Origin of the sequence: Sphaerochaeta sp. (assembly GCF_050178175.1) — a bacterium.
Taxonomy (GTDB): domain Bacteria; phylum Spirochaetota; class Spirochaetia; order Sphaerochaetales; family Sphaerochaetaceae; genus Sphaerochaeta.
Window position 1 is genome coordinate 1 of record NZ_JBFXGH010000053.1, and the last position, 14,555, is coordinate 14,555.

Here is a 14,555-nt window from a genome sequence, read left to right on the forward strand (position 1 = left end):
TATTCCATGATGCTCAGCACAACGATTCTTGCCAGCATCCTGGCCCTCATCTACCGTCCTCGCCTATGGTGTGCCATCTGCCCGATTGGTACGCTTCAGGACAAGGCCATCTCCTGGATGAAGGAATAATGTACATACCTCCGCCATTAGGTTGGGAGTATTTTTTCATACAACTTTGCTAAAAATTTGTTAGGATTTTTTAACTTATAACTCATAGTAATATATCGTTGAGTAAGCATCACTATCAGTACAGATATCTCATATTCCTTGACTTGAATACCAAGGAGGTATATAGTCAGAAACAACGAAAATAAGTAAGGAGTCACTATCATGGCTTATAAAATCACAGATGCATGTATTGCATGTGGAACGTGTCTGCCGGAATGTCCTACCGGTGCGATTTCTGAAGGCGACATCTATGTAATTGATGCAGAGGCATGCATCGATTGCGGTACTTGCGCTGATGTATGTCCTACCGGTGCAATCATTCAGGAGTAGGGCAACAACTTAGGCTGAGAGACAGCGTATGTTGCTGTCTCTTTTTTTTACGTGAGAAGGAACATGCATGCAAAGTGAAACAACGACCATTGGTGCCCCTGTAATGCTCATCGGCCTCCTTGTAGGCTTCTTTCTCTGTTTTTATGGATATAAGACCAAGAGCTTGCTTGTAAGGCTTCGCAGTGTCGTCTCAGGATCGATTGTTTTTCTCTTCATTGCCTTGATGAGCTATGAACGGGAGTCCTTCATGCAGGTCCTGCAGGATCCCACCCCCCTTAAAGCGCTCTGGAACGTCCTTTTCAATCCTTCTGATTATCGTGGTGTCCTACTCTACCTGGTCTCCTTTGCATCCGGTGGTCTGGTCCTGTTCCTCCTTGCGAGAAAGAGACAGAAGATTGTTGAGCTGGTTGTAGCCCTCTTTACCGCCGTTTCCATGAGCCTTATTATTTTCTTCCTGCTCTTGAGCTTCCTCCCCCTCACCCCAAGTTTTATCGTGACGTCTGTGGCATTGGTCGCCATCCTCTCACTTAGCATTACACGGTTTGAATCCTACATGGCACTGGAAAGCGCCATCGCTGGTTCCCTGATCGTAGCCTGGTTGCTTTCCCGTTTCTGGTACCTTCAGTTCTGGCTCTTCTTCGCTCTCTGGGCAATTTTTGCCTTCCTTGGCATTCTCAACCAAATGCATATGCTGTCCAGGAAAAAGGAAGCAGGGCATGCATGAACTGTTTCACACTGATTTAACAGTCAGTGAGCTGACAAGTCTGATCAAGCGCACACTCGAGGAAGGTTTCTACGGATTGAAGGTCACCGGGGAAATTTCCAACTTCCGTCCTTCCTCAACCGGTCACTGGTTCTTCACCCTCAAGGATGCAAACTCCCAGATCAGCGCAGTGATGTTCAAGGGAAGTACCTGGAAAGTCGATTTTACCCCATCTGAAGGTGACAAGGTCACGGTAACCGGCAATCTGGATGTATATGGGGCAAGAGGGACCTACCAGATCAAGTGTGAAAGCATGGAGAAGGCAGGACAGGGTGAGATCCTTGCCCTGCTAGAGGCACGCAAGAGACTGTATGCCAGCAAGGGGTACTTCGATGAATCATTGAAAAAGCCCATCCCCCGCCAGCCCCATCGCGTTGGCGTGGTAACCAGTGCAACAGGGGCAGCCCTGCAGGACATCCTCAAGGTACTGAACCGTCGCTCCCCATCATTGGACGTATTGGTTCTTCCTGCAATTGTACAGGGAGAGAGCAGCGCTGCTTCCATCGCCAATCGCATCAGGCAGGCAAACAGCCTGCTGCTCTGTGATGTCTTGATCGTTGGACGGGGAGGTGGTTCCCTGGAAGATCTGCTTCCCTTCAGCGAGGAAGTGGTCCTTGAGGCAATGCATGAATCAGAGATACCCATCATCAGTGCAGTAGGGCATGAGATAGACTGGGCGCTCTCTGACTATGTTGCAGACCTGAGAGCCCCTACCCCTTCTGCTGCAGCCGAGCTGGTAAGCCAGGGCTATCTCGATCTGTGGCAGAACCTGAAATCGCTGCAGGCAGAGATGCAGAAAGCCATGCAGTATCGCCTTACCCTTGCCACCCACCAACTGGGCAGGTTTGATGCGCGACAGATTCATGCGATCATAGACAACAGGGAGTACCTGCTGGCCAACGCCAGCCAGAATCTCATCAATGCCGTCCAGCAAAAAGTACGGGAAAACCAAGCTAGATATGAATCAGCGACGAGAGAGTTGCAAGCCCTTTCTCCCCTTGCTATACTAGCGCGAGGCTATGCAGCGGTCCAAAGCGAGAGTGGAACGCTCATCAAGAGCAAGGAACAGGCCGCAATCGGGGAAATCGTGCGTCTGACATTCGTTGATGGCAAGCGAACGGCACAGATAAAGGAGTAACCATGAGTTTTGAATCGGATGTCAAAAGAATCGAGGAGATAGCTCAGAAACTCAACCAGATGGAGACTTCTCTTGAGGAGAGTCTTTCCTTGTTCGAGGAAGGCATGCGCCTATCCAAGGCACTGGAGAAAACACTCTCTGAGGCCAAACGCAAAGTAGAGGTCATTCTCTCTGAGGACCTTACGGAAGCAGAAACAACAGTACTCGAATAAAGGCAGACATATATGGCAAGCAAACAGAAGAAAATCATTTTCCTCATCCAGTGTGAGGATCGTAAGGGCATACTCAGCGCAACTTCAACTTGGTTCTATCAGCGTTCCTACAACATCCTGCATTGTCAGCAACATACCGACAACACTGAGGGGCGCTATTTCATGCGCATCGAACTGGATATGGCTGACCTGAAAACCACCCGCACGCAATTGGAAGAGGATTTCTCACTCTTCGCCGAAGAGTACAACCTCTCATGGGAGTGTCACTACAGCGACTACCGATACAGAATGGCCATCCTGGTAAGCAAGGCCAGCCACTGTCTCTACGATCTTATCGCAAGGAAGGATGAAGGGGATCTCCAGTGTGATATTCCCTTGATCATCAGCAATCACCCCGACCTGGAGATCATTGCCAATCAGTTCAGGATCCCTTTCTACTATCTCCCGGTCACCCCAGAGACCAAGGTAGAGCAAGAGATGAAGGTACGTACATTGCTCAAGCGTTTTGATGTCGATGTAGTCGTACTTGCACGTTATATGCAGATTCTCTCTTCTGACTTTATTGATGAATGGCAAGGAAAGATCATCAACATCCATCATGGCTTCCTTCCGGCATTCCAGGGGGCAAACCCCTATCGCAGGGCATATGAGCGGGGAGTGAAAATGATCGGGGCGACTGCACACTATGCCAGCAAGGATCTGGACCAAGGCCCAATCATCGAACAGGATGTGGTGAGGGTAAACCATGAGCTTGGGCCAGCCGGTCTCAGGGATGTCGGAAAGGATGTGGAGCGAAGGGTCCTCGCAAAAGGGGTGCAAGCACATCTGGAAAGCCGGATCATCATTTTCAAGAACCGAACGATTGTCTTTAGCTCGGGGCAATAGGAAATTTTACTATATACCAGAAGGAGAAACGCACCAAATAATGGTGCGTTTCTTTACTTGCAGGAGCTATCGTTATTCAGGAACCACTTCATCCTGCAGTGCATCGTACCCTTCCTCCCCGGTACGTACCTTGACAACATTGTCAACCGTGTACACGAAGATCTTGCCATCCCCGACATGGCCGGTATACAGGGCTTTCTTTGCCGTCTCGATCACCGTCCGTACCGGGACCTTGCTTACCACCGTCTCAACCTGCATCTTGGGAAGCAATGTCGGTGATACAGGCACCCCACGGTAGTACTCCTTCTGGCCTTTCTGCATTCCACAGCCCATCACCTGGGTCAGCGTCATTCCCATGACCCCGATATCATTCAAGGCCTCCTTGAGATCGTTGAACTTACTCTGGCGACTGACAATGACCACCTTGTACATCTCTGCATCACGTGAGGGTGGAGAAGCAGGTGGCACTTTGTTCACCACTGTGACTGCCTCATCGATCGACGCTGTTGCTTTGAATCCGGCAACAATCGGCATGAAGTCAGCATAGCAGGAGGCTAGACCATGTTCCTCAAGGTCCAGGCCTGCAATCTCCTCTTCCCTGCTTACACGCAATCCCACCGTCTTCTTGATCAGGAAGAACAAAAGGCCCATGGACAAGGAAACCCACAACATTACCGAGAGAACACCAAAGCTCTGGATACCCAGTAGGCCAATGCCTCCACCATAGAAGAGTCCACCATCGAGCGCGAACAACCCTGTAAGGATTGTGCCCAGTGCACCACAGACCCCATGTACAGAGATGGCTCCAACTGGATCATCAATGTGTACCACCTTCTCAAAGAATTCGACAGAGAACACAACCACAATACCACTGATGATACCAATCAGTGCAGCACCTACAGGAGAGACTGCATCACAACCTGCGGTAATGCCAACCAAACCAGCTAGGGCTCCGTTGAGTGTCATGGAAACATCCGGTTTCTTGTACCGAACCCAGGTAAGGAGCATGGTCGCCGTTGCCGCAAAAGCTGCAGCGAGGTTCGTGGTTACCATGATGGTAGATGTGGAGACAATTGCCTCATCACCTGTCAGGGAAAGGGAAGAGCCACCATTGAAGCCGAACCAACAGAACCAGAGGATGAACACCCCGAGTGCACCAAGGGTCAGGCTATGTCCTGGGATTGCCTTTGCATTACCCTTCTCATCGTACTTGTCAATCCTTGCCCCGATGATCTTTGCTCCCCAAAAGGCGGCGACCCCTCCAACCATATGCACAGCCGTGGAGCCTGCGAAATCGTGGAAACCCAAGGTCGACAACCAGCCACCTCCCCAGATCCAGTGTCCGCTGATGGGATAGATCACTGCACTGATTACTATGGAATACAGGCAGTAGGAGGAAAACTTGGTTCGCTCTGCCATTGCACCACTTACAATGGTGGCCGCTGTTGCACAGAATACTGTCTGGAAGATCAGGAAAGCAGAGGTAGGGATGTTTGTGTCGTACGAGCCACGGACAAACAGATCAAGGGACCCTATGAAGGGATTGCTTCCCCCAAACATCAATGAGAATCCCAGAATCCAGAAAACCGCACTTCCCAGGCTGAAGTCCATCAGGTTCTTCATGATGATGTTTCCTGCATTTTTCGCCCTGGTGAAACCAGTCTCAACCATGGCAAATCCGGCCTGCATGAAAAACACCAACACAGAGCCCAACAACACCCACAAGGTGTCTACTGATACGAACATACGCTACCCCCTAAAAATGCCGAAAGGGTGCATGATGGAAATCCACCGTACACCCTTGTACGCCTGCCCAACGGACAGCAGAACGAAGAAAGGGCGATGCAGATTACTCCACATCGCCCTTGACGTTTGACCCCTTTATAACGAATTATCCCCAGGACTGTCAAGCACTCCTAGAGGGAAAGATTCAGGCAGGTCAGTTTCGGGTGGATAAAAACCCCGTCCTTCCGGACCAGCTCCCCATCGAAGTACATCTCTCCACCACCATACTCACCTCTCTGGATCTGTACCAAATCCCAGTGGACTGCTGACTTGTTTCCATTATCGCAATCTTCATAGGCATTACCTGGGGTAAAGTGGATTGATCCATAGATTTTCTCGTCAAAGAGGATATTATCCATGGGGTTCAGGATGCCTGGATTGCATCCGAGGGCAAACTCCCCGATGTAACGAGCCCCTTCATCGATGTCAAGAATTTCATTGATCAAGGCATCATCATCACTGTGTGCCTCGACGATCTTCCCATCCTTGAAGGTAAAACGTACATCCTTGAACTGATGCCCGTGATAGGTGCTTGCCGTATTATATGCAATGGTTCCATTCACGGAGTCCTTGATCGGACAGGAGTAAATTTCCCCATCCGGGATATTCATCTCCCCTGCACAGGGTATCCAACCCATTCCCTTCACAGAGAACCGCAAATCGGTTCCCGGCGCTTTGATACGCACCTGGTCAACGGTATCCAAAAAGGGTTTTGCTTCCGCCATCGCCTTTGCCATGGCCTCATAATCGACTTCAGTGCAGACCTTGTAGAAGAAATCCTCGAACTCCCTTGTTCCCATGCCACCCTGCATTGCCATGATTTCGGTGGGGTAGCGGAGCACTACCCACTTTGTGTAGGGAAGACGGGTCTTCATATGAACAGGGATATTGTAGTACGTACTTGCCAGATTGGACTGGCCAGGTATGGTTGCAAGCTCCCGGACATTGGCAATACCCCTGATGCCGATGAACGCATCCATCTGCTTCATCCGATAGGTATCTACATCAGCCCAGACCTCCAAGGACTCCTTGCACGCATTTTCCACCATCGCACGCTCAATTCTCTGGTTCCAGATGTTGACTACGGGATATCCGCCTGCATCATAGACCGCCTTGATCAAGGCCTCACTCATGCTTGTGGGTACATCCACTGCATTGATCAAGCAGGATTCTCCCTTCTGTAGTTTTACTGAATACTCCACCAGAAGCTTTGCAAGCTTCTCTTCTCTGGGATCTGCCATTTTATGACTCCTTCACTATTGAATTCTTATTTCCATTGGTTGGGCTGTTACCGGGTGGGGAAATTCCACAGCCACGGCCTTGAGAGCCAAATGCTCTGCCTCTGCCCCTTTGTATACCGTATCGCCATCGATAGGCCACCCACTCCAAGCCAGATGGGCCCTGACCTGGTGACGAAACCCCGAGCTCAGTCGGCACGTAAACTTCTGGGAATCACCCTCAGTCCCACTGTACCATACCTTGGTGAGATACCATGTACCGGTTGTCTTTTCGAGTAGATGACGGGGACTATCAGCGAGTACAGGGCGAACTTCCTTACGATTTTCTCCATACCGCCTGAAGAGACTTCCGATGGAGATTTCCCGGCCTTTATACATGAAGGGATCTTCATAGGGATAGGGGGGAAAACCAGCTTGTGTGGTGTCTTGGTATACATGGGAAAGCGCATGATACTCCTTGAAGAAGAGATCCGCTTTCTGGATAGCCTGCAGGGAAGCATAGGCTTCTTTTGTACGTGCAATGACAACCAAGCCACTGGTCGCGGTATCCAGGCGGTGCAAAACACCACCCTCCCATGAGTTGATGCCCCCGACAGCCAACACCTCAGGAAAAGACAAAGACACCAAGCCAAGCAATGTAAGCTTGTCTTTCGGGTCTGTCTTCAACGGTACAGTGGGCAGGTTTGCCTGTTTGTTCACCACCAGAATATCGTGGTCCTCATAGACAAGTTCCAATTGCATAGTATCATTCATACCCCTCCAATATAGCAAATATCCAGACGTTTGGCACCTGAAAAACCGAAAAGAGAGGAACAGCGTTGCTTTGCACTGGAAGAAAGCTGTTGTATACTCTGCCTATGCAAGAAATACCTATCAATACCTATAATTCGCCAAACGTCATCCTGGAGTTGATCTACAAACTGAAGATCAAGGATGTCATGACGACGGATCTGGTCACCGCTACCAAGGACACACCACTACGCGAAATACAGTACATCATGAGGGAGAGGCAGGTCACAGGACTACCAATCGTACTCGGAAAGCGTCTTATCGGTATTGTAAGCATGGATGATATCATCCAGGCACTCGACAAGGGGTATATCGACGAAAAAGCCCAGGACCATATGACACGCAACCTTATCGTCCTTGAGGATGATATGCCTATCTCTTTTGCGATCAGCTACTTTGACCGTTTCAGTTACCATCGATTCCCGGTATTGAACAAACATAAGGAACTGGTTGGGATGATCACCAGCCGGGATATCACCAGCACCCTGTTGGTGGAGATCAACAGGGAGATTGAGGACCTTGAAAAAAGAACCCGCACCACCGGCCTCAGTGAGGAAATGAGCGGGGAAATCCATACCTACTCCATTCTCAAGCATGATTTTGAGAATGCAGGGTATGCCAGCACCGAGATAAAGAAACGACTCAAGAGTGCAGGTATCGCCCCTCATGTCATCCGCCGCGCTGCCATCGCAAGCTATGAGCTTGAGATGAATCTTGTCGTACACTCCGATGGTGGTGAGTTGATCGCTGAGTACTCCCCACAAACCATCCAGATCACTGCACGTGACAGTGGGCCGGGTATCAGCGACGTGGAATCTGCAATGACGGCGGGATGGAGTACCGCCAGTGAATGGATACGCTCCCTCGGCTTTGGCGCCGGGATGGGGTTGCCCAATGTCAAATCAGTGGCAGACGATTTTACCATTGAGAGCACGCTCAATGGCACGACTGTTGTCTGTGTTATTGCATTGCACCCAAATCAGGAGGAAACATAGATGCATGTACAAGACCTTGCAGCCTTGGAAGGCTTCAAAACAGAACATTGCGAATTGGAGAACTTAGAGATTACTGATGCCTATTGTGGGGACCTACTCAGTGATGTAATGGGGAATGCTCCCTCCGGGAGTGTTCTTGTCACCATTCAGGCTCACAAGAATACTGTAGCTGTCGCGTCACTGGCTGGGATCCGCGCGCTGGTCATCTGCAACAACCGCAGTGTTCCTCCTGATATGCTGGAAGCTGCAAAGGAAGAGGGTATCTCCATCTTTACCACCAAGGATACCCAGTTTGGAGCCAGCTGCAAGATTGCAAAGGCTTTGGGAAGACTTGATGCTGGTACCCCTTGACCTTCACAACCACAGCTGCCTATCCCCTTGTGCGGATGACGATCTTACCCCTTCACTCCTTGCCGTCGAGGCCATGGAACAGGGTATCGAGATCCTTGCCCTGACCGACCACAACAGTGCAAGGAATCTTCCATCTTTCGCTGAGGCGTGTGAGCTTTGCTGTATTCTCCCCCTCTTTGGTATGGAAGTGACAACCAGGGAAGAGGTACATGTACTTACGCTTTTCCCAAGGTTGGAGGATGCCCTGGACTTTGGAACATTTGTTGAGTTTCTCCTGCCACCCATCAAGAATGACAGGAGATTGTTCGGTAATCAGCTGGTGGTGAATCTTGAAGGCAAGGTACAGGAGGAAGTGGATGCGATGCTGGCTGCTGCAACATCGCTCTCTTTCTCCGATGTGGTGGAGGAGGCCCTAAGCCGGGACGCATTGGTCATTCCAGCACATATTGACCGGTTTGCAAACAGTGCATTGGCCAATCTGGGCTTTCTTCCGGACCTTCCCTACAGCGCTTTGGAGGCGATGCACCCTCCCGTGCATGCCGATACCCACGGTCTGGTGGTGCTTACCGGCTCCGATGCACATAGCCTTGAACAGGTAGGGAGAAGAACTTGCTCACTGGAGATGCAAGATTGCTCCTACGAGTCATTGAAAGAGGCGCTGGCCAAGCGAAACCTGGTGGAATACCGTTCCTAGGCACACTGGTTTCAGCTTCAGCCGGCTTATTGCTGCTAGCGGTCTGAACGACCGAAGATCCGTAAGAGGTAAAGGAAAATGTTGAGGAAATCGAGATAGAGAGAAAGTGCTCCGATTATGCTCAACTTGGTGAAGGTCTCCTCATCGATATCGGTTCCATAGCTCTGGTTCCAACGTACAATCTTCTGGGTATCCCACGCAGTGAGGCCAAGAAAGATGGCCACACCTGCAAAGCTGATCAAGTAATCGAGGCCGCTAGAGCCAAGGAACATATTAATCACCATTGTTCCAATCAATCCCCACATGCCCATGACCAGGTACGAGCCGATCCTGTTGAGATCGCGCTTTGTTGTCATGGCGTAGAGGCTCATACCGGCAAACATGAGTGCCGCGGTGAGGAAGCTCTTGTAGATGACAGCCCCTGTATACACGATAAAGATGGTACTCAGCATTATGCCGTTGAGTGCAGAATACGCAATGAAGGCACCGATTGCACTTGCTTGACTCATCCTATCAAGGCGTGCCGTAAGGTAGAACACCAGTGCAAATTGTCCGATCACGAGCAGGAAAAATCCCATCATGTTCCCGACAAGTGCCTGGAGAAGTGCAGGATTACTTGCTACAAAGTATGAGACCAAGGCCGTCAAGCCAAGCCCTGCGGTCATCCAAAGGTATACGTTTTTTAATATCGTCCGTTCACGGACTTGTACATTCTGAAGTATTGAACTCTTTTGTTCTGTCATTGTTGTAAGCCTCCTGATCTATCTTACCATAATTTCATCAATTTGGAAGAAAAGGTCAAGCATATACTTGCATTCAGCCCGCTATGCAAGTCCATTTCCTGTATGGTATAGTAAAGCCTATGACAAACAAGCCTCTTTTATCCCTCATTTGTATCATCATTGTTCTGCTCATGGGTTGCACTTCCATAAGCCGTGATGAACGTGTCAGTGCCGTTGAGGCTGAGAATGCCCTAAGGGAAGTAACCAAGCTGGCAAGCCAGGCAGTGGATGCCAACCTTTTCTCTGGAATGGGGTTGCAAGAACTTCTTCCCCAGAATGCCGCTCATTTTGCAGAGATGGAAGAAATCCCTCTCTTTCTTGATCACCTGGACCGGTGGCAGGCCCAGGTCCAGCAGGCATTTCGCAGCGTACTGGTCCAGACAACGATTCTCGTGACAGATAACAGCAACGAAGTGGTTTGGGAAAACCCAGAGGCAGCCTTGCAGCAAGGGAACCAAAGCGCTACAAAAGAGCTGGCCAAGCAGAGGGGGGATGTCATCAGGGAAGAAGTACTGGAAAGACTCGATGATGCCCTGGTTGCAAGCGAAGAAACATGGAACCTAATCCTCGATCGGTACGGTATTTGGCAGAAAGGTACCAGCCTTTGGGGAGAAGAAGTGCTCGTCGAGGTCAATGGCAACCCATTTGACCACCTCTCAACGCTGTTCCTGGAGACCTATTTTGAAGAACTTGGAAGACAGGAAGAGATCCTGAGAACAACCCCGGTTCCCCGAGGTAGCGGGTCCTTCCTTGAACTCTTTTGGCAGGATGCATAGTTATGAGCCTATTTGCTGCAACAAACGAAGCTGAAGAGCGGAAAAACCAGCCACTGGCCTATCGGATGCGGCCACGGAACCTGGATGAGTACATCGGCCAGGACGCCATCATCGGCAAAGGACGACTGCTCAGGCGTGCAATACAGGCAGACCAGCTCTCTTCTGTTATCTTCTATGGGCCACCGGGAACGGGGAAAACCACCCTTGCAAGAGTCATTGCAAACACCACAAAACGACACTTCTCTACACTTAACGCAGTACTCAGTGGCGTCAAGGAGCTCCGCTATGAAATTGAGCAAGCCCGCCAACGCTTGGAGTTATACAGCCAGGGTACGATTCTCTTTGTCGATGAGGTACATCGGTGGAACAAGAGCCAGCAGGATGCACTGCTACCTTGGGTGGAAAATGGGACGGTTATCCTTATTGGAGCCACTACAGAGAACCCTTATTTCGAGGTAAATGCTGCCTTGGTGAGCAGGTCGCGCATTTTTCAGTTGAAGAGCCTTACCAGTGAAGATCTCTTTGCCATCGCAGCGCAAGCACTGGGGGATAAGGAGCGGGGATATGGGGAGTATCCGGTGCAGTTTGAGGAAGGGGCCTTGGAGCACTTGGTAGAGATTGCAAACGGAGATGCAAGGAGCCTGCTCAATGCCTTGCAACTTGCAGTAGAGACATCAACTGATAGGTTCCCCCCGCCTCCAGGAACAGAGATCTATATTTCCAAGGATTCTGCAGAACAATCGATACAGAAGAAGGCAGTGCTGTATGACAAGGAAGGTGATTACCACTTCGATGTCATCAGTGCCTTCATCAAGAGTATCCGTGGCAGTGACCCCGATGCCACACTCTATTGGCTTGCCAGGATGGTGAGCGCCGGGGAAGACCCGAAGTTCATTTTCAGAAGAATGCTTATCAGTGCCTGCGAGGATGTTGGATTGGCCGACCCATCGGCAATCGTTGTGGTTCAGGCTGACGCTCAAGCCTTTGAGCGTATTGGATTACCCGAAGGCCGCTTCCATCTTACCCACGCAGCCCTCTATCTTGCAACAGCGGAGAAAAGCAACTCTACCCTGGCTTTTTTTGATGCACTCAAGGGTGTTGAGCAGCAAGCCCAGGATGAGGTGCCGAACCATCTTCGTGACGGAAACCGCGATGCAAACGGGTTCGGCCATGGGGAAGGGTACCTCTACCCCCATGCCTATCAGGACCACTGGGTTGCCCAGCAATACCTCCCCTCCTCCCTGCAAGGAAAGGTCTATTACGAACCCAGTGACCAAGGCTATGAGAAGAGCATCAAGGAGAAGGTGCAGAGACATAGGGAAGAGCAGCTCGAAAGTGCACAAAGCGATGCCTTTGTCGAGAATCTATCCTACTCTCCGGGAGACAAGAGCAGACAGAGATGGGTTAACCGTACCATCAGTGAACGGGGTACATTGCTCAAGGAGATTCGCGAGCGTCTTTTCCGTGGTGTCCAGCTCAGACGGAGTGACCGGGTGTTGGTGTGCAATGCTGGCCATGGGATGTTGCTTTGGGAGGCGTATCGATCAACGCCAGAAGGATTGGTGGTGGCCCAGGTACGAAACAAGGACCAAGCTGAGCACATCAACCACTATGCTGGATCACTCTCCTCAGTGGAGCGCCCGCATGTATATGCAGAACCGCTGGAAACACTGCTTTCCCATCTTGAACATGGATTGCAGTTTGAGGTTATCTTGGGAAGAAACCTGCTCAGCAGGGCAAAGTTATCAGAACCACTGCTTGGCAGTCTTGTATCCCGTTTGGCTGAGAATGGTTCACTGCACTTTGCTGAAAGCGTACCTGTTTCAGGCTCAAGACTCTCTCACTTCATCAAGGGGGATGAGCGGCTATTGCTTGAGAAGGCGGAGACCCATCTCTACGGAGACCCAGAAAACCCGCTTACCAACTGGGATGAGCGTGACTTGGAAAAGCTCTTCAGCGAGCGAGGTTTTGTTGTTGATATTCACTCCCTCAACTTATTTGAGCATAGGATGATGGAACAACAGGACATCGAACGGTATCTTGCCTCGTCCTATCTCCCGGCATGGAAGACCATGGGAATAAAGGTTGATGAGGAAACCATGAAAGCTGCATTGATTGGACAGCTGGCAAACCGCCCACTCGAATGGAAACACCACCTTGCGATCATACATGCCTACCGAGAGGGAGCAATTACCAATGAATCCCATAGCAGTAATGCAAAGCAGTGGAGAGACGTACACGAGAAAGTGCATGGAAGCAACTGATTACCTAAGAAGCACTTGCTCCAAGCAACTCAATTTTTTAGAAAATTTGGCAGGGGGTTGTTGACAAAGAAAAGCGTTTAGGTCATAGTATGCAACGTTGAAACGCACTGGTGATGTAAACCACTGCTTCAGCTACCATGGTGGAAGTAGTTCAATGGTAGAGCACCAGATTGTGGATCTGGCTGTTGCGGGTTCGAGCCCCGTCTTCCACCCTAACCGGGTCGTTAGCGCGCTCGTAGCTCAGCTGGATAGAGCGCCGGACTTCGAATCCGTAGGTCGAAGGTTCGAATCCTTCCGGGCGCAGAGGTTTGGTTTTTGAAATTTTATTGTCATGGGCCGCTAGCTCAGCTGGTAGAGCAGCAGACTCTTAATCTGCGGGTCAAAGGTTCGATCCCTTTGCGGCTCAATACATGGCGAACCTCGCTAAGGGGCAAGACATGCACCGCGAGAGTGGTGAAATTGGCAGACACGCCAGACTTAGGATCTGGTACCTTACGGTGTAGGGGTTCAAGTCCCCTCTCTCGCAAAGGACAATCCAAGTTGGACTGTCTGACAAAACGATTTTTGCGAAAGTAGCTCAGTGGTAGAGCTCCACCTTGCCAAGGTGGATGTCGCGGGTTCAAGTCCCGTCTTTCGCTCTTAAAGCAGTCAGAAAATTTCTGGCTGTTTTTTTTGCTCCTATGTGATGTTGCTTTGATAGTAGACTGATTTGTATTATATTATACATAAAAGATATAACTAATAATATTTTGATCGAAACATTTTCTCTTTTCTAAAAAGAAGGTATACGCTAGGTCCAAAGAGGCAAGGTAACGTTCAAGTGTTTAGTACCATCGTTTTCTCAATGTTGTTCATCTCCGTAGCCATACTGGCACTGGCAAGTGGGATACTTGTGCTCCAAAACAACCATACAATCATCTCCAACCGGATCTTTTTTGCCCTGGTTGCCGCGGTTTCCATCTGGTCTTCAGGATTGGCCTTTGCAAATCTTGCCCTTACTCGGGAGACGGCGGAACTCTGGCGAAGGGTATCAGCCCTTGGCTGGGGTTCAGTGTATGCAATCTTCCTCCATTTCATCATCCTTATTTCCAGCAAGCGAGTTGGCAAGCGCCCATGGTGGTTCTACGCCGTATTGTATACCCCTGCTCTCCTGACTATTCTTGCCTTCTCCATCCCTTCAGGACTGAACGCAGAACCGTACCAGCTCAGGCACACTGAGTTTGGTTGGGTCAATATAGCTGAGCACAATATCTGGGATATCATATTCTACATATACTATGGAAGCTACACCATCCTAGGCATGGTGCTTCTTGCATCATGGGGCAAGAAAAGCCAGGATGCAGTCATCAAGGAACAAGCCCATCTCATCCTCTTAACCATACTCA

At 50.1% G+C, this 14,555-nt stretch carries 16 protein-coding genes and 5 tRNA genes; 17 read left to right on the forward strand and 4 right to left on the reverse strand.

Annotation, left to right across the window (positions count from 1 at the left end; genetic code table 11):
- Positions 1–9 precede the first annotated feature (9 nt).
- From AB7S66_RS07345 to purU, 6 genes are all read left to right on the forward strand, one after another.
- Positions 10–129, forward strand: a complete 120-nt coding sequence (locus AB7S66_RS07345) for a 4Fe-4S binding protein (protein ID WP_428518816.1) — start codon at positions 10–12, stop codon at positions 127–129.
- 201 nt (positions 130–330) lie between these two features.
- On the forward strand, positions 331–498 hold the full coding sequence (locus AB7S66_RS07350) for a DUF362 domain-containing protein (protein WP_428518802.1): 168 nt from the start codon (positions 331–333) through the stop codon (positions 496–498).
- A gap of 67 nt (positions 499–565) precedes the next feature.
- Positions 566–1,222: a hypothetical protein gene (locus AB7S66_RS07355; RefSeq protein WP_428518803.1), complete on the forward strand. Its 657-nt coding sequence runs from the start codon at positions 566–568 to the stop codon at positions 1,220–1,222.
- Positions 1,215–2,399 carry an exodeoxyribonuclease VII large subunit gene (gene xseA, locus AB7S66_RS07360; RefSeq protein WP_428518804.1) on the forward strand — a complete coding sequence of 395 codons (1,185 nt, stop codon included), beginning with the start codon at positions 1,215–1,217 and terminating at the stop codon, positions 2,397–2,399. The genes AB7S66_RS07355 and xseA overlap by 8 nt, the downstream gene beginning before the upstream one ends.
- A 2-nt stretch (positions 2,400–2,401) precedes the next feature.
- Positions 2,402–2,611, forward strand: coding sequence for an exodeoxyribonuclease VII small subunit (xseB, locus tag AB7S66_RS07365; protein ID WP_198892836.1), 210 nt, complete (start codon positions 2,402–2,404; stop codon positions 2,609–2,611).
- A gap of 12 nt (positions 2,612–2,623) precedes the next feature.
- Positions 2,624–3,496, forward strand: a complete 873-nt coding sequence (gene purU, locus AB7S66_RS07370; protein ID WP_428518805.1) for a formyltetrahydrofolate deformylase — start codon at positions 2,624–2,626, stop codon at positions 3,494–3,496.
- A 72-nt stretch (positions 3,497–3,568) separates the two neighbouring features.
- Here purU and AB7S66_RS07375 read toward each other — a convergent pair whose 3' ends face one another.
- From AB7S66_RS07375 to AB7S66_RS07385, 3 genes are all read right to left on the reverse strand, one after another.
- Positions 3,569–5,242: an ammonium transporter gene (locus AB7S66_RS07375; protein WP_428518806.1), complete on the reverse strand. Its 1,674-nt coding sequence runs from the start codon at positions 5,240–5,242 to the stop codon at positions 3,569–3,571.
- 170 nt (positions 5,243–5,412) lie between these two features.
- The gene (locus AB7S66_RS07380; protein ID WP_428518807.1) at positions 5,413–6,522 is read right to left on the reverse strand and encodes an aminopeptidase; all 1,110 of its coding nucleotides are present in this window, start codon (positions 6,520–6,522) and stop codon (positions 5,413–5,415) included.
- A 15-nt stretch (positions 6,523–6,537) separates the two neighbouring features.
- The gene (locus tag AB7S66_RS07385; protein ID WP_428518808.1) at positions 6,538–7,272 is read right to left on the reverse strand and encodes a pseudouridine synthase; all 735 of its coding nucleotides are present in this window, start codon (positions 7,270–7,272) and stop codon (positions 6,538–6,540) included.
- A 104-nt stretch (positions 7,273–7,376) separates the two neighbouring features.
- Between AB7S66_RS07385 and AB7S66_RS07390 the strand changes: the two genes are divergently transcribed.
- Genes AB7S66_RS07390 through AB7S66_RS07400 form a run of 3 tightly spaced genes read left to right on the forward strand, consistent with a single transcriptional unit; the run spans position 7,377 to position 9,348 of the window.
- Positions 7,377–8,303 (forward strand): CBS domain-containing protein, encoded by a 927-nt coding sequence (locus AB7S66_RS07390; protein WP_428518809.1) that lies wholly within the window; start codon positions 7,377–7,379, stop codon positions 8,301–8,303.
- The gene (locus AB7S66_RS07395; protein WP_428518810.1) at positions 8,304–8,654 is read left to right on the forward strand and encodes an iron-sulfur binding hydrogenase; all 351 of its coding nucleotides are present in this window, start codon (positions 8,304–8,306) and stop codon (positions 8,652–8,654) included.
- Positions 8,638–9,348, forward strand: a complete 711-nt coding sequence (locus AB7S66_RS07400) for a PHP domain-containing protein (RefSeq protein ID WP_428518811.1) — start codon at positions 8,638–8,640, stop codon at positions 9,346–9,348. The genes AB7S66_RS07395 and AB7S66_RS07400 overlap by 17 nt, the downstream gene beginning before the upstream one ends.
- Before the next feature lie 35 nt (positions 9,349–9,383).
- On the opposite strand, the gene AB7S66_RS07405 is transcribed toward AB7S66_RS07400, so the two are convergent.
- Positions 9,384–10,091, reverse strand: a complete 708-nt coding sequence (locus AB7S66_RS07405; protein ID WP_428518812.1) for a Bax inhibitor-1/YccA family protein — start codon at positions 10,089–10,091, stop codon at positions 9,384–9,386.
- A 119-nt stretch (positions 10,092–10,210) separates the two neighbouring features.
- Between AB7S66_RS07405 and AB7S66_RS07410 the strand changes: the two genes are divergently transcribed.
- The 8 genes from AB7S66_RS07410 to AB7S66_RS07445 all read left to right on the forward strand — a co-directional run.
- Positions 10,211–10,906 carry a hypothetical protein gene (locus AB7S66_RS07410; protein ID WP_428518813.1) on the forward strand — a complete coding sequence of 232 codons (696 nt, stop codon included), beginning with the start codon at positions 10,211–10,213 and terminating at the stop codon, positions 10,904–10,906.
- Positions 10,907–10,908: 2 nt separating this feature from the next.
- A complete protein-coding gene (locus AB7S66_RS07415; protein ID WP_428518814.1) occupies positions 10,909–13,170 on the forward strand; it encodes an AAA family ATPase in 2,262 nt (753 codons plus the stop codon).
- 140 nt (positions 13,171–13,310) lie between these two features.
- Positions 13,311–13,382 (forward strand) — tRNA-His (locus AB7S66_RS07420).
- Positions 13,383–13,399: 17 nt separating this feature from the next.
- A tRNA-Arg gene (locus AB7S66_RS07425) sits at positions 13,400–13,473 on the forward strand.
- 30 nt (positions 13,474–13,503) lie between these two features.
- Positions 13,504–13,576, forward strand: a tRNA-Lys gene (locus tag AB7S66_RS07430).
- Positions 13,577–13,614: 38 nt separating this feature from the next.
- A tRNA-Leu gene (locus AB7S66_RS07435) sits at positions 13,615–13,696 on the forward strand.
- Positions 13,697–13,736: 40 nt separating this feature from the next.
- A tRNA-Gly gene (locus AB7S66_RS07440) sits at positions 13,737–13,808 on the forward strand.
- Positions 13,809–14,014: 206 nt separating this feature from the next.
- A partial coding sequence (locus AB7S66_RS07445) for a histidine kinase N-terminal 7TM domain-containing protein (RefSeq protein ID WP_428518815.1) occupies positions 14,015–14,555 on the forward strand: 541 nt, incomplete at its 3' end.